Origin of the sequence: Bhargavaea sp. CC-171006 (assembly GCF_009761675.1) — a bacterium.
Classification (GTDB): domain Bacteria; phylum Bacillota; class Bacilli; order Bacillales_A; family Planococcaceae; genus Bhargavaea; species Bhargavaea changchunensis.
On record NZ_QUZH01000004.1, the window covers coordinates 95,184 to 118,071 of the forward strand.

14 protein-coding genes are annotated in these 22,888 nt (G+C 45.9%); 4 read left to right on the forward strand and 10 right to left on the reverse strand.

Annotated elements, in window-relative coordinates; genetic code table 11:
* Nucleotide 1: 1 nt before the first annotated feature.
* From DZC51_RS01950 to DZC51_RS01975, 6 genes are all read right to left on the reverse strand, one after another.
* The gene (locus tag DZC51_RS01950) at nucleotides 2-865 is read right to left on the reverse strand and encodes a branched-chain amino acid ABC transporter permease (protein ID WP_157293689.1); all 864 of its coding nucleotides are present in this window, start codon (nucleotides 863-865) and stop codon (nucleotides 2-4) included.
* Between the two features lie 15 nt (nucleotides 866-880).
* Nucleotides 881-1,588 (reverse strand): ABC transporter ATP-binding protein, encoded by a 708-nt coding sequence (locus tag DZC51_RS01955; RefSeq protein WP_157293690.1) that lies wholly within the window; start codon nucleotides 1,586-1,588, stop codon nucleotides 881-883.
* Nucleotides 1,566-2,339 carry an ABC transporter ATP-binding protein gene (locus DZC51_RS01960; protein WP_157293691.1) on the reverse strand — a complete coding sequence of 258 codons (774 nt, stop codon included), beginning with the start codon at nucleotides 2,337-2,339 and terminating at the stop codon, nucleotides 1,566-1,568. The genes DZC51_RS01955 and DZC51_RS01960 overlap by 23 nt, the downstream gene beginning before the upstream one ends.
* Nucleotides 2,340-2,448: 109 nt before the next feature.
* A complete protein-coding gene (locus tag DZC51_RS01965) occupies nucleotides 2,449-3,654 on the reverse strand; it encodes a substrate-binding domain-containing protein (RefSeq protein WP_157293692.1) in 1,206 nt (401 codons plus the stop codon).
* A gap of 446 nt (nucleotides 3,655-4,100) precedes the next feature.
* Nucleotides 4,101-4,304 (reverse strand): hypothetical protein, encoded by a 204-nt coding sequence (locus DZC51_RS01970; protein ID WP_157293693.1) that lies wholly within the window; start codon nucleotides 4,302-4,304, stop codon nucleotides 4,101-4,103.
* Nucleotides 4,305-4,455: 151 nt separating this feature from the next.
* A complete protein-coding gene (locus DZC51_RS01975; protein WP_157293694.1) occupies nucleotides 4,456-7,671 on the reverse strand; it encodes an AfsR/SARP family transcriptional regulator in 3,216 nt (1,071 codons plus the stop codon).
* A 449-nt stretch (nucleotides 7,672-8,120) separates the two neighbouring features.
* Here DZC51_RS01975 and ggt point away from each other — a divergent pair, with 449 nt between their 5' ends.
* Nucleotides 8,121-9,863: a gamma-glutamyltransferase gene (gene ggt, locus DZC51_RS01980; RefSeq protein WP_157293769.1), complete on the forward strand. Its 1,743-nt coding sequence runs from the start codon at nucleotides 8,121-8,123 to the stop codon at nucleotides 9,861-9,863.
* A 149-nt stretch (nucleotides 9,864-10,012) separates the two neighbouring features.
* Here ggt and DZC51_RS01985 read toward each other — a convergent pair whose 3' ends face one another.
* Both DZC51_RS01985 and DZC51_RS01990 read right to left on the reverse strand, forming a co-directional pair.
* Entirely contained in the window at nucleotides 10,013-10,276 is a 264-nt protein-coding gene (locus DZC51_RS01985; protein WP_157293695.1) for a hypothetical protein, read from the reverse strand.
* 110 nt (nucleotides 10,277-10,386) lie between these two features.
* On the reverse strand, nucleotides 10,387-14,388 hold the full coding sequence (locus DZC51_RS01990; RefSeq protein WP_198304036.1) for a PA14 domain-containing protein: 4,002 nt from the start codon (nucleotides 14,386-14,388) through the stop codon (nucleotides 10,387-10,389).
* 167 nt (nucleotides 14,389-14,555) lie between these two features.
* Between DZC51_RS01990 and DZC51_RS01995 the strand changes: the two genes are divergently transcribed.
* Entirely contained in the window at nucleotides 14,556-16,919 is a 2,364-nt protein-coding gene (locus DZC51_RS01995) for a CDP-glycerol glycerophosphotransferase family protein (protein ID WP_157293697.1), read from the forward strand.
* Nucleotides 16,920-16,992: 73 nt separating this feature from the next.
* Here DZC51_RS01995 and wecB read toward each other — a convergent pair whose 3' ends face one another.
* Both wecB and DZC51_RS02005 read right to left on the reverse strand, forming a co-directional pair.
* The gene (gene wecB / locus DZC51_RS02000) at nucleotides 16,993-18,093 is read right to left on the reverse strand and encodes a non-hydrolyzing UDP-N-acetylglucosamine 2-epimerase (RefSeq protein WP_157293698.1); all 1,101 of its coding nucleotides are present in this window, start codon (nucleotides 18,091-18,093) and stop codon (nucleotides 16,993-16,995) included.
* 266 nt (nucleotides 18,094-18,359) lie between these two features.
* Nucleotides 18,360-19,280 (reverse strand): patatin-like phospholipase family protein, encoded by a 921-nt coding sequence (locus DZC51_RS02005; protein WP_157293699.1) that lies wholly within the window; start codon nucleotides 19,278-19,280, stop codon nucleotides 18,360-18,362.
* Nucleotides 19,281-19,421: 141 nt separating this feature from the next.
* On the opposite strand from DZC51_RS02005, the gene DZC51_RS02010 reads away from it, so the two are divergent.
* Both DZC51_RS02010 and DZC51_RS02015 read left to right on the forward strand, forming a co-directional pair.
* The gene (locus tag DZC51_RS02010) at nucleotides 19,422-19,898 is read left to right on the forward strand and encodes a GNAT family N-acetyltransferase (RefSeq protein WP_157293700.1); all 477 of its coding nucleotides are present in this window, start codon (nucleotides 19,422-19,424) and stop codon (nucleotides 19,896-19,898) included.
* A 265-nt stretch (nucleotides 19,899-20,163) separates the two neighbouring features.
* Entirely contained in the window at nucleotides 20,164-22,842 is a 2,679-nt protein-coding gene (locus tag DZC51_RS02015; RefSeq protein ID WP_157293701.1) for a CDP-glycerol glycerophosphotransferase family protein, read from the forward strand.
* Nucleotides 22,843-22,888 lie beyond the last annotated feature (46 nt).

The following is a 22,888-nucleotide window of genomic DNA, read 5'->3' on the forward strand; positions in this document are numbered from 1 at the left end:
GTCATGCCTCCTTTGCCGTAAAGAGTCCCTGTGGCCTGAAGATGAGCACGACCGCCATCAGGATCATGTTCACCGCGAGAGACAGAGATGGGACGAAATAAGCCATATAGCTTCCTGCCAGCCCAACGAGGATTGCCGCGAGAAGCGAGCCCGGGAAACTGCCCATACCGCCGATCACGACGACAATAAAGGCGAGTATGGCGAACTCAAGTCCCATCTCCGCGTATACCACACCCGAATACGGGGCCATGAGCGCGCCTGCCAATGCCGCGAGCCCGGCACCCGCCATGAACACGTAGAGAAAGACTTTGTTGATGTCGATACCGAGCGCCTGCACCATCTCTTTGTTGATGACGCCGGCCCTGACGACCAGCCCGATCTTCGTCCGCTTCAGGATAAACTGGACGACGGCGAATACAAGCAGTCCGACGAGAATGATGAACAGGCGGTATTTGATCAAAATGACACCGCCCGCCTCCCAGCTTCCAGAAAGGTAATCCGGTGTTTTTGCCGCGATCTGGTTTGGTCCGAAGACGACTTTCAGCATCTCCGACAACACCAGCATGAAGCCGAGAGTAATCAGGATCTGCTGCACGTGGTTGCCGTACACCGGCTTGATGATCAGCTTTTCAGTAATAAAGCCGAGGACGACGCCCGTCAGCACGGCTCCGATGACGGAGATGAGGAAACTTCCGGTCACGCCGTAGAAGAAGACCCCGCTGAAGGCTCCCCATGCGAACAGCCCGCCATGGGCAAAGTTCAGGACGCTCATCAGACCGAATATCAGTGTCAGCCCCGCGGCAAGCAGGAAAATGAGCATGCCCGTGGCCAGCCCGTTGACTGTTAGATTCAATAATAGATCCATTTACATGGCCTCCTTTCAGGCGATTCCCAGATAGGTCCGCTTCAGTTCTTCATCGCGCACCAATTCTTCCATCCGCCCGCTCTGGACGGTCTCCCCGTCATCGATCAATGTGTAGGTGTCCCCGACTCCCGCAGCCATCGAGAAGTTCTGTTCGACCAGGATGATCGTCGTCTGTTTTTTCATCTCCCGGATCGCCTCCATCACAGATTCGATCACGATCGGGGCAAGCCCCTTGGACGGTTCGTCGATCAGCATGAGCCTGTTGTCATTGACAAATGCCCTCGCCATCGCAAGCATCTGCTTCTGGCCGCCGGACAGGTGTCCGCCTTCCTTCTTCCAGAACTTTTTCAGATCCGGGAACAGGGTCAGCACATAATCCTGCCGTGCCATTGCAGCTTCGTCTTCTTTTCGCATTGCGACTTTCAGGTTCTCCTCGACGGTGAGTGTCGTGAAGACCGCCTGATCCTCGGGCACATAGCCGATGCCGCCGTTGGCAATGGAGAAGGTCGGAAGCTTCGTGATGTCCTGCCCGTTATAATGGATCGTGCCGGATGTGGCCGGAGACAGCCCCATGATCGTGCGGAGTGTCGTCGTCTTCCCGGCGCCATTGCGGCCGAGAAGTACCGTCACCTCGCCCTCTTCCGCGGTCAGAGAGACCCCCTGCAAGATGTGATACTGGCCGATATGAGTGTGGACGTTCTCAAGCGTGAGCAGTCTGCTCATGAGGCATCCCTCCCAGATACGCATTTTGTACAGTCTCGTTCTGCATGATCTCTTCCGGTGTCCCGTCCGCAAGAAGTTTTCCGTTGAACAGCACCATGATGGAATCCGACAAATCGAGGATCATGTCCATCTTGTGCTCGATCAGGAGGACGGTCTTGTTCCCGCCTTCCTTTATGTTGCGGATGACATTCAGGATGGACGGCACCTCTTCCAGTGACATGCCGGCGGTCGGCTCATCCAGAAGAAGCACTTCCGTATCCAGTGCCAGCAGCATGGCAATCTCCAGCTTCCGCTTTTCGCCGTGGGAAATCTGGCTTGCAATGGCGTCCGCCTTGCCGTCAAGCAGGACAGTCGATAAAATCTCCATCGACTCCTCCATGAACTTCTTATAAGAACTGAAGTGCCGGAACGGGTTGTACCGTACCCCTTCCCTTGATTGCACAGCCAGCCGGACATTTTCCAGAACGGTCAGGTTCGGGAAGACGTTCGTGATCTGGAATGACCGCCCGAGGCCGAGCCGGGTCCTCTCAACAGGTGACAGGCCGTCGAGCAGCCGCCCCTTGAAATAAACACTGCCTTCTGTCGGCTTGAGTTCGCCGCTGATCAGGTTAAAGAAAGTGGTCTTTCCCGCGCCATTCGGCCCGATCACCGATTTGAATTCGTTCGGCGGCAGGGTGAAGTTCACATGATCCACGGCGGTGTGACCGCCAAATCGGATTGTCAGGTTTTCCGTCTTTAATATCGGTTCCATATCGGGATCCTCCCCTCATTTGTTCCGCCCTTCCGGATACACGCCCGACCGGTGTGCATCCGGAAAGGCGGGACGGCAGATGCCGTCCGTCTTTCCTGCGTTTGTCAGATCAGTTCATGATCGGTGGCTCGGTCTCCTCAGGCGACAGTTCACGGATCAGGACCGGCACCGGATATGGCACGCCATCTTGCTCTTCCAGCTTAATCGCGTAGAGCGACTGCAGAGCCTGGTGGTCTTCTTCACGGAAAGTCATTGTTCCTTTCGGTGTTTCAAAGGACATGCCTTCCATGACTTCGATCAGCTGGTCCGCGTCCGCATCGCCTTCTGTCTGCTTCAGTGCTTCCACGATGGCAATTGCGGCCGACATGCCGCCCGGCGTGAACAGGTCAGGCACTTCACCGTCAAATCGGTCCGTGTGTTCCTTGACGAGCCAGTCGTTCACTTCGTTGTCAGGCAGGGTATGGTAATAGACCGAGAACCCTTCCATGCCGACAAGCGGTTCCATGACAGACAGTGCCGGGATGTCCGGAGCACCGGTGGAAATCTTGATGCCCTTTTCCTGAAGCTTCATGTCCGCAATCTGGTTCCACGGAGAGTTTGCTCCTGCCCATACGACGAACAGGTAATCAGGATCCGACTCGATAATCTTCTGGAGGTTCGCCGTAAAGTCAGTGGCTGCCGGGTCGGCATACTCCTCAAGGACAATCTCGGCTCCCAGGTCTTCTGCCGCGTTCTTGAATGCCTCCACTCCGTCCCATCCGAACGAGTAGTCCGGGGCGAATGTCGCGATCTTCACACCTTCACCGGCGATAGAAGCCGCTCCCGCCACTGCATCCTGCGAGGAGTTCCTCGCCGTGCGGAACAGGTACTTGTTGAACTCGGAACCGGTGATGCTGTCAGCGACCGCCGGCTCGACGATCATGACTTTTTCGTATTCTTCCGCGAGCGGCAGAACCGCGAGCGTGTCACCGGAGCTGGACGATCCGACCAGGAAGTCCACTTCATCTTCTTCAAGTAGCTTGGTCGCTTTCTGGACTGCGACTTCCGGTTTGGTTTCCGTATCTTCGTAAACCACTTCGATTTTCTTGCCATTCACTTCCATCGATCCGTCGGTTGCATATTCAAGGCCGAGGTCAAATCCTCGCTGTGTCTGCTTTCCGTACGATTCGAGCGCACCGGTCAATGAGGCCAGGACACCTACCTTGATCGTTTCATCACTGCCGCTTCCTTCCACTTCATCGGCACCGCTGTCCGAACAAGCTGCTGAAAACACCAGCACACATGCGAGACTGAGCAAACCTGCAACTCTCTTCAACTTGCACTCCTCCTCCGCTGTTTTGTAAACGTTTTCTGAACTGTCTACATCATAGATTGCAAGAGTTGCAAATGAGTTGCAGACGCCCAAACGAAGATGGGCGTCTGCGAGCAAAAGCGAAGCGTTGCGGAGCAGCAGTTAAAAAAGATTGGCTGCTGCGTTCAAAAGCGCCAGCGTTGCGGAGCACAAAGCAGCTTTAGCTGCTGCCAATACGCAGACTGGCGTCTGCGAGCAAAAGCGAAGCGTGGCTAAGCACAGGATACTGCTGCGCTCAAAAGCGCCAGCGTTGAGCAGCACCGCCCAAACGAAGATGGGTGTCTGCGAGCAAAAGCGAAGCGTTGCGTAGCACCGTCAGTACGATGCGAAGCTTTAATTAACGCCCGCTATAAGCACGGCTGCAAGTGTGAGCGAGTGATGGAACAGAGGGCGTTGCTCACCACAGATCTTCAATAGTTGATTTCGTCATTCATCCCTCCAATCTCGTCATTCATCCCTTCAATCTCGTCATTCATCCCTCCAATCTCGTCATTCCACCGAGTAATTTCGTCATTCGCACCATTGAAATGGATGAATGACGAAATCAGGGTGTTGAATGGTGAGACTGAGTCTCCGAATGACGAAACCAAGTCCCTGAATGACGAAACCGTCATTGGCCGTGTTTATCTTTTGCTGCCGGATCGATAGGAAGCTTGTTTTTCCCACAGCAACGCAAAACTCCCCGAATCTGCTTCGCATCAAGATGCGCACATTTTCGGGGAGTCTTCCATTGTTCAAATTGTTTGTTCTCTGGCCATCATCACTTTACGCTTCTTCTATAAACTCTTCCTCCGTTTCGGTTGCTTCGAGGACCATTTCATACATGCGGATGGTCGGTTCCATGGGTTCGATGCCAAGTTCCCGGTCGAGGATGTCGTGGCATGTTTCGAACCAGCGGATCGCCCTGGATCGCCTTCCCAGTCTGTAATTGGCGTAGATCAGAAGCCGATAGGCCTCTTCTCTTGTTTCGTCGGCTTCCAAGAGTTTTTCTGCACAATTGATGACTTCGGCGTATTCTTCCAGCCGGGTACAGGTTTGTGCCATTCGTTCCATAACATCCATTCGTAATCGGGCATGGGCTTCCCGCTCCGAACGAATCCAGTCTGTAGTCGGCTTTTCCGCGAATAACGTTCCGCCATACCGGTCCAGCGCTTTTTGGAGCTTTTGTTTGGCTTCTTCCGCACGCCGCTCCCTGATGCCTGATTCCGCGTATTTCCGGAACAGCTCGACATCCGTCTTCAGACTGCTTTCGGGATTGAGGCGGTACATCGTCTTGCGGCGGATAATGAAGAAGGGCTCCTCCCGAGCATTCCGTTCCGGTTCCAATACCTTCAGAAGTGCATTTAGCGCGACCTTGAAGTCCCGGTCAGCCGACTTCTCATCTGACTCCGGCCATAGTGCCTGAAGCAGTTCTTCCTTAGGAATATACCGCTCCCGATTCAGGCAAAGATAAGAGAGCAGTTCCTTCGATTTATCGCGCTTCCACTCTCTGTCCGGGACTTCCCGGCCGTCCCGGTATAGGATGAACGGCCCTGAAAGCCGGACAAACAGGCTGTAGGCCGGATACCTGACGCCATTTTCCGTCCCGGTGATTTCCGCAAGCCGTGCCGATGCCGCCGAAGCGCCCGATTCCTGTGCATAGGCAATCATGGCCCGGACTGCTTCCATCCCGACAGGGGCCATCAGCGTCCTGCGCCGGATGAAAAAGTCGTAACCGTTGCCGGCCAGCAGACTTCCGAATTCCTCTATAGCCGGGAGAAAGCGTGTAGTGTCCCCTGAGCGGAAAGCCGCGTGCGCCATCCAGAATGCAGATGCCATCCTCCCGAACGAATCCCCGCTTCTCATAAACAGAGAACGGGCCTTTTCGGCTGCTTCACGGGACTTTTCCCATTCATCCATGCGTGCGCGTATCACCGAGATTCCCGTAAGAATGATTGCGGACAGCCACTGGTCATCGACGGACTCGGTTTCCGCAAGGCCTTTTTCCGCACAGGAGAGCGCCTCGTCAAACCTTCCTTCAGACGCCCTGAGGATTGCGAGGCCCAAATATGCTTCTGCGGTTCCCCGATTCACGTTCAGCTCTTCCATGATGCCGATCGCATCAAGATATAGCCGTTCAGGGGTTCTGAAATCATACGGATCTTCCAGAAATTCCGCATGCCCTTTCCGGATCCGGGCCACTGCTCCGACAAAAGCCGACTGGTTGCCCCGGATTCCTTTATCGGCGGCATCCTTTGCACGTTCTGCCTCTCCCTTCAGAGAGTAAATGAACGAAAGGAGCAGATCCGTTTCCCGGTGGGAGTCCGGAAGATGAGCAGCCTGCCCCGACCGCCGCTCAAGAAGGCCCAGCGCTTCATCAAGCCGCCCCCTCCGGAGGAAAATCCGGACATCCAAGTTTCCTTGCGACAGGATCTCTGCATCAAGCCGTGCCTCGGCCGCCCAGCTTTCACCCTCTTCCGCCCTGCCCAAGTTGACAAGGTTTTCGGCATACTGCCGCTTCAGCCGGACCATCGCCTTCTGATCGGTTCCGTTCCCGCTTTCTGCTTCCAAGATGGCTCTTCTGAGATACGGCTCTGCGCGGCCCGGCTGTATCGTATCCAGGTAAATATGCGCGATGCCGGCATGGGCCCGGCTGATCATAAGACGGTCCCCTTCCCGTTCGGCCAGCGTGGCACAGCGCAAGTATGACTGTTTCGCCTTTTCATAAAACGCCCGGTATCTGAAACATTCCCCTTCTTGGAAGTAAAGGCCGTACCATGCCTCCTTCACCTGAACGGGCAAATTTTTGAGCCTTTCCAGCAACCAATCGAACTTTCCTTCCTTCACCACTTCGTCAGCATGATCATCAAGAAAACGGGCAAAGAAAGCCGGGTCCCCCGACTTTTCCGCATGGTTCAGCGCCTGTGTCGTCTCCCCTCGGTCCGAACAGAAATAGGCAGCCTTCTTCTGCAATTCTTCAAATCTGCCCGAACGGCCGTCTTTCCATTTATCCTCCAGGAACTGCTGGAACAGTGCATGGAACCTGTAGGAGCCGGAGCCGATCGGCTGGATAAACACATGACGGCCTGACAGATGCCCCAACTTCTCTGCCTGCGCCTCTCCATAGAATGCACGGATCAGTGAATCCGAAAAAGCAGGGAAGATGCTGAACTCCAGAAGAGCCTCCTGATCATCGGCAGGCATCCAATTAAAAACATCCTCGGACAGATAGGAAAAAAGATCTCCCAGAGCCGGCTTCAGGATCGGCTCTTCCCTTTCCTGGCCATCCAGGATCTGGTCCGCCATAAGCCGTACGGCGATTGCCCACCCTTCCGTGAGCGTCAGAATCTGGTCCGCCACCGCCGAATCGAGCCTGCGCCCGAAATAATCCTCGAAGTACACTTCAATCTCTTCCCGGGTAAATCGGAATACTTCTTCCCCCACTTCAAACAGACGTCCGGTCAGTTTGAGCCTCGGCAGGACAGACCATTTCGGCTTCATGCGGGAGGCGACGACCATCCGGATCTGCGGAGGGAGAAATTCCAGCACCTTCTCCATGAAGAAATCGATTTCAAAAACGTGGTCCACATGGTGGAAATCATCGATCACGATGGCGAACGGTTCCGAAATCTTCATCAGCTCATTGATGAACGAGCCCTGAATCCCGGCCACGGCCCGGCCCGGTGCAGGCTCGTTTCCGCCAAAGGCCGCATCGGGGTCGAATGCCGGTTCGGCCAGTTGGATGCTCCGGAACAGATGCCGCAGGAAAGGAAGCAGGTCGTCGTCCTCAGAAGAGACCGTGTACCAGGAATGCCGGATTGGACCATCCGCAAAAAACCTGGCCAGTCCCGAGCTTTTTCCGTAGCCTGCTCCGCCATGGACAATCATCGTCTGTGCATCCAGCCCCCGCCGGAACGCGCGGTTCAGACCGGCACGGGGCATATATGATGGCGGCGGCACCGGGGCAATCAGCTTGGTCATGATCAGTTCCTGCTCCGACATCCTGTTCCTCCCCCTTTCGTCTTGGTCCCTTCATCGTACCACAACAATTATTTGAATTAAATGACATCTTTATCAGCAATCCAGGAGATTTTATGTTGAAGTGAGCGGGTGTCCGGCTGAATGACGGACCCTGAAACAGGACAGGCGCGCCTTAATTGGTCTCGTTTGGAACTCGATCACGATGGGTGTCTTCTCCGGCATTTTTCAAAACCCCCTTCGGATCCTTTCTTGGTGAAGCTTATCCAATGAGTGTCCGATCTGGGTCTGTCGTCCTCCGAAGTGAGGGTCAAAAGCTATAGTAAGGACCTTTAATCACACTGCTAATGATACAATTTTCTGATATCTCATTGCAGGTCACTTCTCCCTTTTCTATAGTAGATGAGAACGACCAACTATAAAGGAGGGGATTGCTTGTGCTGAAGAAGAAATTGCCGGCTTTTGTACTGGGGATGACTCTGATCGCCGGAAGTTTTCCGGTGACGGCCAACGCAAAGCCGCAGGGGGAAATCGACTATGATAGCTTTCCGGAAGTTGCGGAAGCGAACGGCGGGATGGTGGCGACCGCTCACCCGCTCGCGACCGAAATCGGCCGGGATGTACTGAAAAAGGGAGGCAATGCGATTGATGCCGCGGTCGCCATTCAGCTCGCTTTGAATGTTACCGAGCCGATGATGTCCGGCATCGGGGGCGGCGGATTCATGATGGTCCATGACGGTGCGACCGGCGATACGACGATCGTGAACAGCCGCGAACGTGCCCCGGGAGGCGCGTCACCGGATATGTTCCTGGATGAGAACGGTAAGCCGGTCCCGTTTTCCGAGCGGGTGATGCACGGGACATCCGTCGGTGTGCCGGGAACGCTGAAAGGACTTGAAGAATCGCTTGACCGTTGGGGCTCCCGCCCGCTCGAGTCGCTGATCGGGCCGGCAATCAAACTCGCCGACCACGGGTTTGCGATCGACCCGGTTCTTGCAGACGCCATCGAGGACAATGAGGAAAAGCTGAAGCGCTCGGCGGCGAGGGACGTGTTCTTTGATGAAAGCGGAGAGCCGCTAGAAGAGGGCGAACTGCTCGTTCAGGATGACCTCGCCAACACGATGAAACTCATCCGTGCCAAGGGGACAGAGGCTTTCTATGAAGGGCCGATCGCCGATGCCATCGCGGAAACCGTGCGGGAGTTCGGTGGCTCGATGACACCGGATGACCTCGCCCGCTACGACGTAACAATCGATGAACCGATCTGGGGCAAGTATAAAGGCTATGACATCGCCAGCATGCCGCCTCCAAGTTCCGGCGGGGTGTTCCTGCTCCAGATGCTCGGCATCCTGGACGGATTTGACCTTTCTCAATACGATGTAAAGGCATGGGAAAAGTATCATCTCCTCGCAGAGACGATGCACTTGGCCTATGCTGACCGTGCTGCCTATGCAGGTGATCCGGAGTTTGTCGATGTGCCGGTGAACGGTCTGCTGGATCCCCGCTATATCGAGGAGCGCCGCTCTCTAATTTCGCTTGATCAGGTGAATCAGAATCCGATTGCAGGCGACCCATGGAAATATGAGCCCGGCGGTACGCCGACCGCAGCAGTCGCACAGCCGGAGAACACACAGTACGGCGAGACGACCCACTTCACTGTCGCCGATAAATACGGCAATGTCGTCTCCTATACAACGACGATCGAGCAGCTTTTCGGCTCGGGCATCATGGTGCCGGGATACGGCATCGTCCTGAACAACGAGCTGACCGACTTTGATGCAGTTCCGGGCGGCGCCAATGAAGTCCAGCCTTATAAGCGTCCGCTCAGCTCGATGACACCGACAATCGTATACGAAGACGGCAAGCCGGTCCTCACCGTCGGTTCGCCGGGAGGTCCGACCATCATCACATCGGTTCTCCAGACGATTCTTTATGCGATTGAATATGACATGGACCTGAAGTCGGCCGTAGAGGAGCCACGCATCTATACGAACAGCCTCACTTCGTACCGCTATGAAGACGGCGTTCCTGCGGATGTACGGGCTCACCTGAACGGCATGGGCCACCGATTCGGACAGGCTCCGGTTACGATCGGCAACGTCCAGAGCATCCAAATCGACCACGAGAACGGCACCTTCCTTGGCGTCGCGGACTCCAGCCGGAGCGGGTCCGCCGCAGGGATTGAGCTGAAAGGGAAAAAGAAAGGCCAACACTAATTACAAGGTTGAACTTTCTAGGGTATAACAGATATCGAAATCATGAGAAATAAAATTAGCGGCTTCAACCCTTTGTTCGATAGGGCTGAGGCCGCATTTTTATTCCGGAAAATTTACTAATTGAAATAAATGGGAACACTCAGTATTCATTAATAATAGTGACCCCAGTGACCGAAATCTGTGTTTAATTCTTCCCTTAGACCAATAGTGCCTTCAAAAAAGTCTTCGTCATAAAGAATTTCGCTGCTTTCTGAGTCTCTTACAAAAACGTCACTACTTTTGTTAATCTTTTTTTGTTTTTCATGTGTACGATTTGATAACTCAGCATAGCATTTTGAACAATAATTCAGACCTTCTGAATTGGCTGCTTCATACTCGGAATTACAGCTTTTACAAATGGATACTCTAACCACGTCTAAACGCTCCTTTCTGATTTCTTTATTATATTTCTCCCCAAAACGCCCCTATAAATAACAAAAAAACGCAACAGAATTTATGGTTCTGTTGCGTTGATAATTATCAATTACTTTTTATACACTGGAATATCATAAACGAAATCAGGCTTATCCAATTTGTCATAGTACCCTTGGTATGACCTAATTTGTTTAGCTGCCCAGCCTATATCCGTGGCATATTGATGCAATCCCGGATTCTCCGGATTCCACCTCATCTTGTATAAAGTGTCTTGCTTGTATGTGGGATGGTGTATATACCTGTCAGCAATCCATTTTGCACCTTCGCGAATGGCGATTGAAGGTGTTGTCCACCCTTCACGATAAGCTTTTTTGGCTCCACTTTCTAGAGGTGATTTATCATAAGCTTCAATCCCGTACATATTATAAACGACTTTTATATCTTTTAATTTTGATCGATTACTGTCTGTCACTAACTGGGCTTCTGATTTTGTATCGATTCCAACTTCTACACCCTGGGCAAGATCTGATCGTCCATGGTTGGTTTCAAGAAGTGAATGAGAAAGCAAATAAATCTCGTTGACACTGTACTTCTTCCCTGCTTCTGCAAAAGCATCTCCTTGATTAGTTAATGTACCCTTACTTTCTAAAAATTGATTTAGCTCTTTGCCACTTACTCCTAAACTACGAGATAGTTTAACAAATTCGAAGTTATTGGCATTAGATGGGTTTATGGCCATTTCAACATCCATCTTCGGAGCATTTCTCCAAACTGGGTAAACCGCCAATTGGTACCACCCATTTTTTTCAGTAATTATTTTTAAAGGATCAGTTGTAGTCAAGTTCCCAAATAGGTGACTATCAAAGCTTCCGTTCTGAAAATATTGCGCATTAACATTAGCAACGGATGTGTGTAAATAAGCATCCGCTCCATTATATTTTACCTTATACCACTTAGTAGAATTACTTACGGATTGTCCCGATACTATCTCACTATACTCTAATTGATTGCCTTTCGATAAACTCGTAATCACATTGTTACTCTCGACAAAAGGTTTACTTCTAAGGTTTGTGCTGTTAGATAGAACTTCTACGTTTATTTTAGCGGTTTTAGCATTCTCTTCAACAAGACTACTGTGAACGTATAAATTGCTCATATTATTATATTTGATTCGATACCACTCGGTACTCCCTTTATAAGTGAATCCAGTTATCCCCTTTTCAAGAACATCTATTATTGTTCCTTGATTTACTTTAGCTTTTATTGCGCTATCAGAAGTGTTGTTTGGATCAGTTCGTAGAGCTACACCATTTGAGTTAATCAAAGTATCTTTATTGACCGTTAATTGTTCATGGTGAACCCAAGGTGCCAAGTTTCTATACTTATCCGTTTGAGGAGGGGGCGATAGCTTTAATTGACTCTCCAACATTTCGTTTATAGTAATATTATAATGTGAATAATGTTCCTTATTTTGTTGAGACCATTTTATATTAATTTTAGCAGCCCCTGTAATTTCTTCGTAATAAATTTTTATTACATTTAAACCTTTTGGTAATGAAATATAGGTATCTATCCTGTGACTTCCTGGTGAATCAATTTTATATACTTCCACATTATTCACCAAAACACGTATTTTATCATCTACTAGTCCAGTAAGATGATACACAGCTTCATCGGTCTGGAAAGTTCTCTCGAAAATCCCACTAAAATAATTGTTTGGTATTGTCTTATGAGGTGAACCTGATCCCCAATCGAATTCCACAGCTTCAGTATTTTCAACTATAGGTATCCCATTAAACTTGTTATTATTATAAAAGTAAGACGTCCAACCTTCGCCAGCCTCTTTTGGTGTATAAGTGAAATTAATATTTGGATTTTCATTATATGTTTTATATTTCAATTCAATTTTGTGTTTCCCTTTGTTGAGATAAACCGAAGTTGAAAGACTTTCTCCCTGTTTCGCATAATCAATTCGTTCACCGTTAATATACAGTTCAAGTTCTCCAATACTTTTACCATCAAACTGATAAATACCACTTTTTACTTCAATCTCTTTTGAAATCAAAATAGATCTGTTTGTGTTAAAGAAATCTTTATCAATAAAAGCAGAAGATAAGTTATCTACTTCATAAATCCTTCCACTTTGGCTAAAGTTTGTATCATCATAGTATTCAACAACCCATTTATCGGAATAACCATAAGGTTTTATATCCAAATTAATTTTTGAAGCACCTGTATATTCTTCAAAGACCACCTCTGCTGGCCATATCCCTTCTTTCAAACGGACAATTTCATTAAATACATGTGATCCAGGTTTATTAATGTTAATAAGGTTTTTGTCACTGACACTAATTTCAACAGTATCATCGGATGAGCCACTTAAAACATAATACCCATCTTTTTTAATTGATATATTCTTCTTGTAAATCGCAGAGAAATTATTAACGGGTATATTAGGGGCAGGAGATCCATAACCAAAATTCAAGTTAAGATTGTCATATGCCTTTTTAATTGACGGACCTTTAAAGTCGTTATTAGGGTAATATTCACCTATCCACTTTCTAGAGGTGTCAATTTCCCTTTGGTTGAATGACAAAAGAGCATTCCCACTATATTCCACAAATCTAATTGTCACTTTATGATTTCCAGCGGGTATATAAACTATTTCACTATAATTATGGTGTCCCCTATCGTTGATATCAACAATTTTTTGTGATCCTACGTTTATTTCCAACATATCGTCGGACTCACCATAAAACTCATAAAAGCCAGCTTCCTTAAAGTTTATATTCTTTGTGTATTCAGCTGAAAAATTATCATTAGGGAACCCCGAAATTTTCGGACCTCCTTTGCCGAAATTTTGATTCAAGTCGGTATGAGTTAAATACTTAGGTAATCCTTTAAAAGAGGTATTGCTGTAATATGCTCCCAACCATTCATCTACTGGCAATAAATCGAATACTAATTTTGCTCCACCCGTATATTCTGTATATGCCAATTCAACTTCAATGTCACCCTTTGGTAATTGAAGAATCTTTTCAAATGAATGATTTCCCGCTTTATTTATTGATATAGCGGTTTTACCATTTATCTTTACTTCGATTAAGTCATCTACATTACCGTGAATTTTATAAAATCCGCCTTTTGAATCGAACGTCTTATAGATCTTAGCCGTAAAGTTGTTGTTCACTACTGCTGTTCCTGGACTTCCGGAGCCCCAATTAAAGTCTAGTTTTTCACTTGTTGATAAAGCAGGGAAACCCGATCTATTTAAGTTGTTGTAGAATTCAAATCCCCACTTGGATGCAGGTATAAAATGAATATATAAAGATGCTGCTCCAGTGTACTCTTTATATATTACTTTTACTTTACGTTTTCCAGGTTTAACTTCAAACGTTTTATTTACGTAATCCCGTCCCCCTTTTTGAAAATCATATATCTTCTTTCCATCTATGTATACGGTGATTGCATCATCAAATTGACCCGCCAGTCTATAGGTAGACTCTGAGAAATCCATTTCTTTCTCAAACACAGCAGAAAAGTTGTTAGCATTAATGCCTTTAATCGGTGATCCAGACTTCCAATTATATTTTATTCTGTGATTCTCGTCGTATATCGGTGTACCAATCTGCTCTAAATTATTATAGTACTTTATTGACCACCCTTTTACCTTCTCAATAGACACCTTAATTTTCGCGGAGCCGGTATATTCAACATATCGAACTTCAATAAAATTATCTCCGTTTTTAAAGTCAGTATATGCAGTAAACTTTCGGGATCCTGCACCAGTTTTTTTGAAAATCGATTCCCCATTTACCAAGATATCAATTGCATCATCGACTTCACCCTCAAATTTATATACGCCACCGTTTGATTTAATTGTTGATGAAAATTCTGCAGAAAAATTATTAGTGTTTATTTCTGAATTTGGAGAGCCCCCTCCCCAATCGAAGTTAATTTTTTCAATTTCATGTTTGCTTGGAACGCCTTGAAAAGAAGTGTTGTTAAAATACTTAGCTTGCCAAGTAATTTGTTCAGCAGCATTAACTGACAATGAACTTGTTAACCATACTCCTAAACATACTAAACTGAACAAGATCACATTCTTCATCTTCATTAACCTCCGGAATAATAAGATAAGGTTATTATATAACATTTAAGTTATCTTTTTAGTTTATCCTTAAAATTTCCTGTAATCTTTGCCGAAAATTTATGTTAAACTAATGTATTGCTAATGTATTACCTATAAGACGACTATTTGCAAAAGGAGTTAGCCAAGTGTTGATATATAATAAAAATTTCGAGTTCGTTGTAGAGAATGATGAAATCTTCAAATTCTTTTATACATTCAACTTTAAAACTGTCACTGCCGAATTGTCGAAGAGTAATATTAATGATGATCCTATTATAATTGACCTTCCAGAAAATGTTGAACCCGATCAAATTGTTGCACATATACCCTTAGATGAGCGGTCCTACCTTGCAGTTTATATTTATGATCAATCCTTGAGAATTCAAAGAGAAGCCTTAAAAGAAAATCACAGATCTTCTTTATTTCCAAAACATATTGAAAACCTAGAGGAAGAAATCACCGTGATTGAATTGAGTGATAGTATTCTTGGGATTAAAGATATCAATGGTCGAATAGTGAAAGTTTTCTCAGAACTCCTTAATCCGTATAAGATTGAAGAAATTGTCCCTTTCGAGACTTCTCTTGAGAATAAAGAAATAATCTATATGCCTATTTCGTATATTAGTTGCGATAGATACAATTTGATTGTTTACTATGATTTATATAGACGTGAGCTGAAATTTAAGAAAGTTATAATTGATATCGAGCAGGACCTTATAGATATTAACTTTAGGTTTAGTGGAATTAATAATATTCAACTTTATTATGGAGAAGACAGTTCAACGTTTAATTTTACTAATAAAAAAAGAGGGAAGATAGGAAGGATTTTTGAAAACAGCGATTTAAGCTTGCTCCCAAAAGAAACAATTTTATCTATGTTTAAAGTGAACGGACAAAAATACTTTATTCATAGAAAATCTGATTACTTATTATTAACACGTAATCGTCCTTTCTACGTTTTGGGTCATGGTGTTAGAATGCACAGTTTTAACACTAAGAATAATATAATTCTCGCGGGAAGATTTACTCATTACGCTAAATATGCAAATGATAAATTTAACATTATATACCTGAACAATATTAATCACCCGATTGCTACCGTAAAACGTCTTTTTCCCAAGATACCACTATTAAGAAGACTTGTTTTTATTAAAATTCCTAAAAATAAGCTTAAAATTAATGATCAAATCCACAATAGTCTATACGTTGGTAATGCCGACTTTATTGTTCATAATCTAAAAAGAAAGTATAACGATAAAAAAGTTAAAACACTTAGTATGAATATCGACAATGAAGAAGTAGTTATCTTAAGAACAACATTAGGTGGAAACTTAGCGATTACACGAATTCCATACACTCCTGAATATTCCAAAGTAAACCGTTTGAAAATTACGATTGCTAAGCTAGCCAGCAAGTTGTTTAAGACTAAGAAAAAGACAAATTTGTATTTCGAGAAAAAATCAAATAAAGCAGACGAATCAGGTTTCCGCATCTTTGAAAAAGTAATGCGCGAGCCCGCTGTTAATAGCTATAATTATTTCATTTTAGATTCAAGTCACCCTGACTTTCCAAAACTAAAAGAAAAATACGGTAAATGGTTAATCGCAAAGTATAGTTTTAAACACTATCTCGAAATTTTTCGTGCCGATTATTTAATTTCAAGTGAGTTAGCAAATCATCTATTAAATGACCGATTGTATATTGATTCAATAAGAAAACGAATAATGGACATTCCTCTTGTATTTCTTCAACACGGTATCATGTTCGCTAAACCTGTTGATAATCCAATGGCATACGGTTTTCACAAGGATAAAAACCCATATAATATATATAAGTCTGTTATTAGTTCAGATTTAGAAGCAGAGCAGTTTTATAAAATGGCGTATTCTCCAAAAGACTTACTGAAAACTGGATTAGCCACGTTTGATTATGCAACTCTTCAACAAAACGCTAATAAAATCGCATACATGCCAACGTATCGTTATTGGGAAGAAGGTTTAATTTACAAAGGACAAATTCATAACACTTCTTACTACAAATCAATAATTGAGGTTATTAAAGCATTTGAATCTGCTAATTTACTTGATCGCCTATTAATAGTACCCCACAATAAATTTTCTGAGTTCATATTTGAAAACATGCCTGAGTATTCGACCATTATATCCACTAACCCTTCAGAGGCACTAAAGGAGTCAGTAATTTTTATTACTGATTACTCATCTGCAATTTATGATGCAATCATGAGGGGCGCCTATCCAATTTTCCATTGGCAAGAGAAAGAATATCTGATAGATAACTACAAAGCAATCCCTCCAGTGAATGAGGAAAATGCTCCAGGACCAATATCAAGAAATCCTCAGGAATTAGTAGGCTTGGCTAAGCATGCAATTAGTGTAAACTACAAGTTAGAACCAGAATACAAAGAGAAATACATGAAAATAAACGAATTTAATGACAGAAGAAACAGTGATAGAATTATTGATTTCTTAAGATCAGATAATATCATCTGATCTTAAGATATAATTAATCAAATAAAAAACAGATGGTGGGAAAATAATTTCCCCACCATCTGTTTTTTTTATTTTACAGCTCTTTTTCCAATATATCCGCTATCCGCTTACTTGCATGGCCATCACCATATGGATTACTTGCATGGCTCATCTTTTCATATTCAAGTTTATTATCCAGCAATAGCTTGAAGTTTTCATAAATGTTTTCTTCACTTGTTCCTACCAATTTTAATGTACCTGCTTTTACGCCTTCTGGACGTTCCGTTGTGTCTCGCATTACTAAAACCGGTTTCCCTAAGCTTGGAGCTTCTTCTTGAATGCCTCCGCTATCAGTAAGAATTAAATACGATCTTGCTAGGGCATTATGAAAATCTATTACCTCTAAAGGTTCGATTATTCGAACACGGTCGGTATCCCCGAGAATGTCATTAGCTGCTTCCCTCACGACAGGGTTCATATGAATTGGGTAGATAGCCTTGATGTCAGGATACTCATCGATAATTCTCCTAATTGCTCTAAACATGTTCCTCATAGGTTGTCCGATATTTTCGCGACGATGCGCAGTTATCATAATAAGCTTGCTATCCGAAGCCCAGTCTAAATGTTCATGTGAATATTCTTCAGTAACTGTTGTTTTCAAGGCATCAATAGCAGTATTTCCAGTTATATGAACTATTTCCGGACGTTTTCCCTCATGAATTAAGTTTTGTTTAGACATTTCAGTTGGAGCAAAGTGGTATTGTGCTATTAAGCCCACCGCTTGTCGGTTGAATTCTTCTGGATAAGGTGAATAGATATTATACGTCCTTAAGCCAGCCTCCACATGCCCTATTGGAATTCTTAAATAATAACTAGCTAAAGATGCTACAAAAGTTGTGCTTGTATCACCATGAACAAGTACTACATCAGGTTTTTCCTTTTCTAAGACCGCCTTCATTTTTTCTAAAATATTTACTGTTACATCAAAAAGTGTTTGTCTATCTTTCATAATTGATAGGTCGTAATCCGGGACCACATCAAAAGCTTTTAATACTTGATCTAACATTTCTCTGTGCTGGCCGGTTACACAAACAATAGTTTCTAATTTCTCACGTTCCTTTAGTTCTTTTACTAATGGACACATTTTTATAGCCTCGGGACGGGTTCCAAAAACCAATAGAACTTTTTTCTTCATATACTCATTCCACGACCTTTCATTTCAACTCTAAAGTATATTCAGCATTCTTCCCAAGAATATTATCAAGAATAACCCTTAAAGTCTAACCAATTCATTTTCCCCTTCCTTATTAATGTTACTAATAAAGTTCAAACATAAATTTCTCCTCTTTACATAAGTAGTTCGCGCTGTAAACTTGCAAAAAACATAGATATGTATTTAGTTGATCTTAATGAATTGAAAAACCTGACCATCTGTTGAAGTGGTCAGGCTCAGTTTGAGGCTTACACTACTCGGACAGATGCCCGTCCCGGAGTGGATACGTGCCGCCATGTCTTGAGGAACAGACGTGTCCTGTCCCGCCCCCTCTCCATGAGTGCTTCCATCTGTTTCCGGTCCATATCAAAGTCGGTCGCCTTCACATCATCCATCGGGATGAAAACGACATCGCGGGCATGTTCCCTCGAAATGTAACGTTCATCATGGGCATTCTTCATCGTCGAGAACAGCGCCTCAAACAGGTCCAGCGCATTATGGATCTGATGCGGACGCCTCTCTTCCTGACTGCGACTCAGTTTCAGCCCAATCACCGGACGTTCCCGCTTTCCTTTTTCATCATCGAAAATCCACATCGGGAAATTGCTCAGGACCCCTCCGTCGACGACAATCGCCTCGCCTCCCGAAGTGAACAGCCGGACCGGTTCGAAGAAGTAGGGAATCCCGCAACTCATTCTCAAAGCACGGGCTACCGGGAACGTATCCGCCGGAATGCCGTACTTTTCCAGATCGTCAGGGAGTACGAGCATCTTGCCATTCGTCAGGTCGGACGCGACCAGCTTAAGCCTGCCCGGCTCCAAGTCGCCGAATGTATACACCTGCTTTTCCAGCAGGCGGTCAGTAAACCAGTCCTCGAGTGCTTTCCCCTGATAAAGCCCCATCCGCCAATACAGGTTCAGCCACTTCATGAAGCGCGTAGGCACTAGTGAAGTACGCCGGTCCAGCAATTCGCTGAAATCCTGTTCAGCAAGCAGATCCGCAATTTCCCTTGATGTAAACCCTGCCGCGATGAACGCAGCAAGGATTGATCCCGCGCTTGTGCCCGCAATCCTTCTGAATGTCAGCCCTTGCTTCTCCAGTTCCTCATAAGCCCCGACAAGCGCGAGCCCCTTTAGCCCGCCTCCCGAGAACACACCGTCCACCCTCATTTCTCCCGCCCCTTTCCCGGAAGTCTTTCTTATAAGGTAAGTATGCGGAGGCAGGATTAGAACCGAACCGGAAATCGCCTTGCATGCAGACGAAGAAGAAGATAGATTGAAAACAGGACAAATAAAAAGAGGGATGAACCAATGAAAATCCGTGAAATCGTGAAAAAAGACAATCCGGCCATCGAGAAAATCATCAAGCGCTCGCTGGAGTCATTCGGACTGGATATTCCGGGCACAGCCTATTTTGATCCGCAACTGGCCAGTTTGTCAGCCTACTATCAGGAGTTGCCGAATTCGAAGTATTGGGTGATAACAGATGAACACGGTGTGGTAATGGGCGGTGTCGGTATTGCGCCTTTCGGGAAGCATGCAGGCGTCTGTGAGCTTCAGAAGTTGTATATCATGTCGGAAGCCCAGGGACAGGGACTGTCAAAGCAACTGATGGAAACCGCACTCCGCTTTGCAATGGAGCATTATTCCCATTGCTATCTGGAAACAATGGAAAAACTCCAAGTGGCCAACAGGCTCTATGAACGGCTCGGCTTCAGGAAACTGGACAGGCCGCTGGACGGCTCCGAGCATGGGACGATGGATACCTGGTATATTAAAGAACTATAAAAAGAGGTTGCACAGGATGTTATCTGTGCAACCTCTTTTTATATCACGATCTTGATTGGCATACCTATCAACAATCCCTTTAGCGCCCAAACTGCTTAGAAAACTCAGCACCCTAAATGTTTTAGCACCCTTGGATAATCGAACGTCACACTACCGAGCTACCCCATTTTGTTGGTTAAATTTCTCTAAGTTGCGGAAGAGGTTTATTTTCTCGTCTGAAAGCTCATCATCCAATTATGGATCACACTACTTAGGAGAGTTGATCATGCCATCCACCCAAGTACAAATTTGGAAGCAGCTAAAAAATATCAGAAAAAAACTCGTTAAGAAAGTTACTGTGTCACATGTTAACCAACAAGGAAATGGGCTTGTCTTTCATCTTACTCTGAAAAACTTTTGGACACCGCTAAAAAAAATCTCCGTAACCGTCTCAGATGGCGTAACGGAAAAGCCGATTCCGTATAAACGAATCAACAACCACCGCCTCACTATTCACGTTCCGGAAGCTTCCCTCAAAGACCTTGAAAACAGGTTGAAGGTTCAGTTATTCATTAATGGACACCGGATGTGGATCACCGCCTCAAATGATTTTCCAAAAAGCGGAACCTCCGGTATTTTGTTGGACGGGAAATACATCGTTACTCGTGTCGATCGTTTCATCCTGCTTTACCGGAAATTTGCGGAACTCAAATTCCATCCCGATCCTTTTCCCATCACCGGATACGCTTCCGGTTACAGCAGACTTGTCTTGAAAACCGGCAAGCCCCTTTACTCGGACTTACCGGATACGTCCATTCAATTGTACGCATTTCAGAATCACAAGCTCAGAATTCTTGACTGTCACCAAACCAGTGACGATTGTATTGAGATCACTGACTTTACAGCCCTGTCTCTAGGAACGTGGAGACTGTTCCTCCAAAGGCAGGGGCAGCTCTTTCCGCTCGTAACAGATGGGAGCTGGCAGGCTGAGCTTGAATCGTTTAACCATGTGATCACCCTTATGAACCAGAACGGCTATGCCTGTTTATCCGCGTCCGCCCAAACGTTCAAACCGGATTCCATTTCATTTAAGATGAACAAAGATTCGATTCAACTTACTTTCTCCTCCGGTCCAGCAATGGATCATCGATTATTGCAAGTAGAAGATACAAGGACACATGAAGTTTCAGACTATCCCATCAATCAAACGACTGCTGGAAGTTTTGCAACGCTTCCAATCAAGGAGCTTACCGGCAACTTCTCCATCAAGCGCTTTTTCATTGTCTCTGGTGGAGAGGCGCCAATTAAACGGCAGTTCAGTTTGGAACGCAATTCACTTTCGGGAGATTTTGCATTTAATGATGTGATTGACTGCCAACTGACCCGCTTTAATTTTTATGTCCATGATGACGGATCCTTAGCCCTGAAAGCCGAGCGACCTGTCATTCGCAAACGGATTACGGAAATTTCTGAGTTCAAGTTATCCGGATATGCCGGCAAGTTTTTAAAATTCACTGACTGCAAGGCCTATCTTTTATTCGAAGAACGCGAGTCGCTTCGGTCCATCCGAGTCCCGGTTGACGGAAATTTCGAAGTCGACCTGAAGCAATTGGACCTCCCCTCCCTAAAAAGCAAAAATAAAACCATCATTGACCTGTACATCGAAATCATTAACAGTGATGGGCAAACGGTCAGAAAAGAAAAAATCAGATACAGCGAATCTGACTACCGCAAAGATCATTACTACGACTCGCACTTCCTCCATGATGCGGAAGGAAACATTCACTACTACTTGGTTACGACGACACCCTTTCACAACACTAAAATTGAGACATTCGCCGTCCCAGCCACCATTGAGTTGAACGATGAAGGCGCATTAAAGGACCGGAACGTCTGGCTGGTCGGTGAACGTACCGACACGGCACAGGACAACGGTCTGGTCCTGTATCAGTGGTTGCGGGAACATACAGACGTCGAGGCGTATTATGTCCTTGAAAAGGATTCGAAGGATTATAAGAACATCTGTGAGGATCCGAATGTGCTCGAATTCGGTTCCCAAAAACATTACGATCTATCGTTAAAGGCGGGTGTTCTCCTCGGAACACATGATCTTGAGAATCTTCTTCCATTTAAAACAGCAAGGGGATTCTTCCACTATGAAGATACGTACAAGGTCTTTCTGCAGCACGGTGTACTGGGCCGTAAGAACGTCGAGTATCATAAGAAGTTTTATGATGTTCCATTTGATTTGTTTATTGTGAGCAGTGACGAGGAGAAAGAAGAGATTGTCATGGAGGAAATGGGATATGAATATGATGAGGTAGCCGTCACCGGCCTAGCCCGGTTTGATCGCCTCGTACAGAACGAGCCGCCAAAGGATATTCTTCTCATGCCGACATGGCGCGACTGGATCAACACCGACCAGCAATTCCTCGAAAGCGAATACTTCAGTACGTATGTCAATCTCATCAATAATCCGGAATTGAACAATCTCCTCCGAGAACATAACGTCCGGCTCAACTTCTACCCTCACTACCGGGCTCAGGATTTCTTCGAGAGGAATATTGATATTGAAGACAGCCGGGTGAACTTTATCACCTTCGGATCCCGCAAGGTGCAGGACCTGCTTATCGAACATGCTCTGCTCATCACGGACTACAGTACTGTCAGCTTTGACTTTATCAAGATGAAAAAACCGGTGATCCACTATCACTTCGACGTCGAACGTTTTTTCCGGAAAGGGATTCTTCGCCCAATTGAAGATACATTCATTGGCCGGATAGCCCAATCAGAACAGGAGATCGTCGACCTGATCAAGGATCGGCTCCTCCACGATTTTGATAACTATGAGGTGGATATCACGGGTGTGATTAAATATCCCGATCACCGGAACTGTGAGCGGATCTACCATTCCGTGCTAAAGGGACTGGAACAAAGACCAGCAGCAACTATTCAACGATACTAAAACTGAAACCCGAACCTCGGACTCTGAAAAAGTCCCGGTTCGGGTT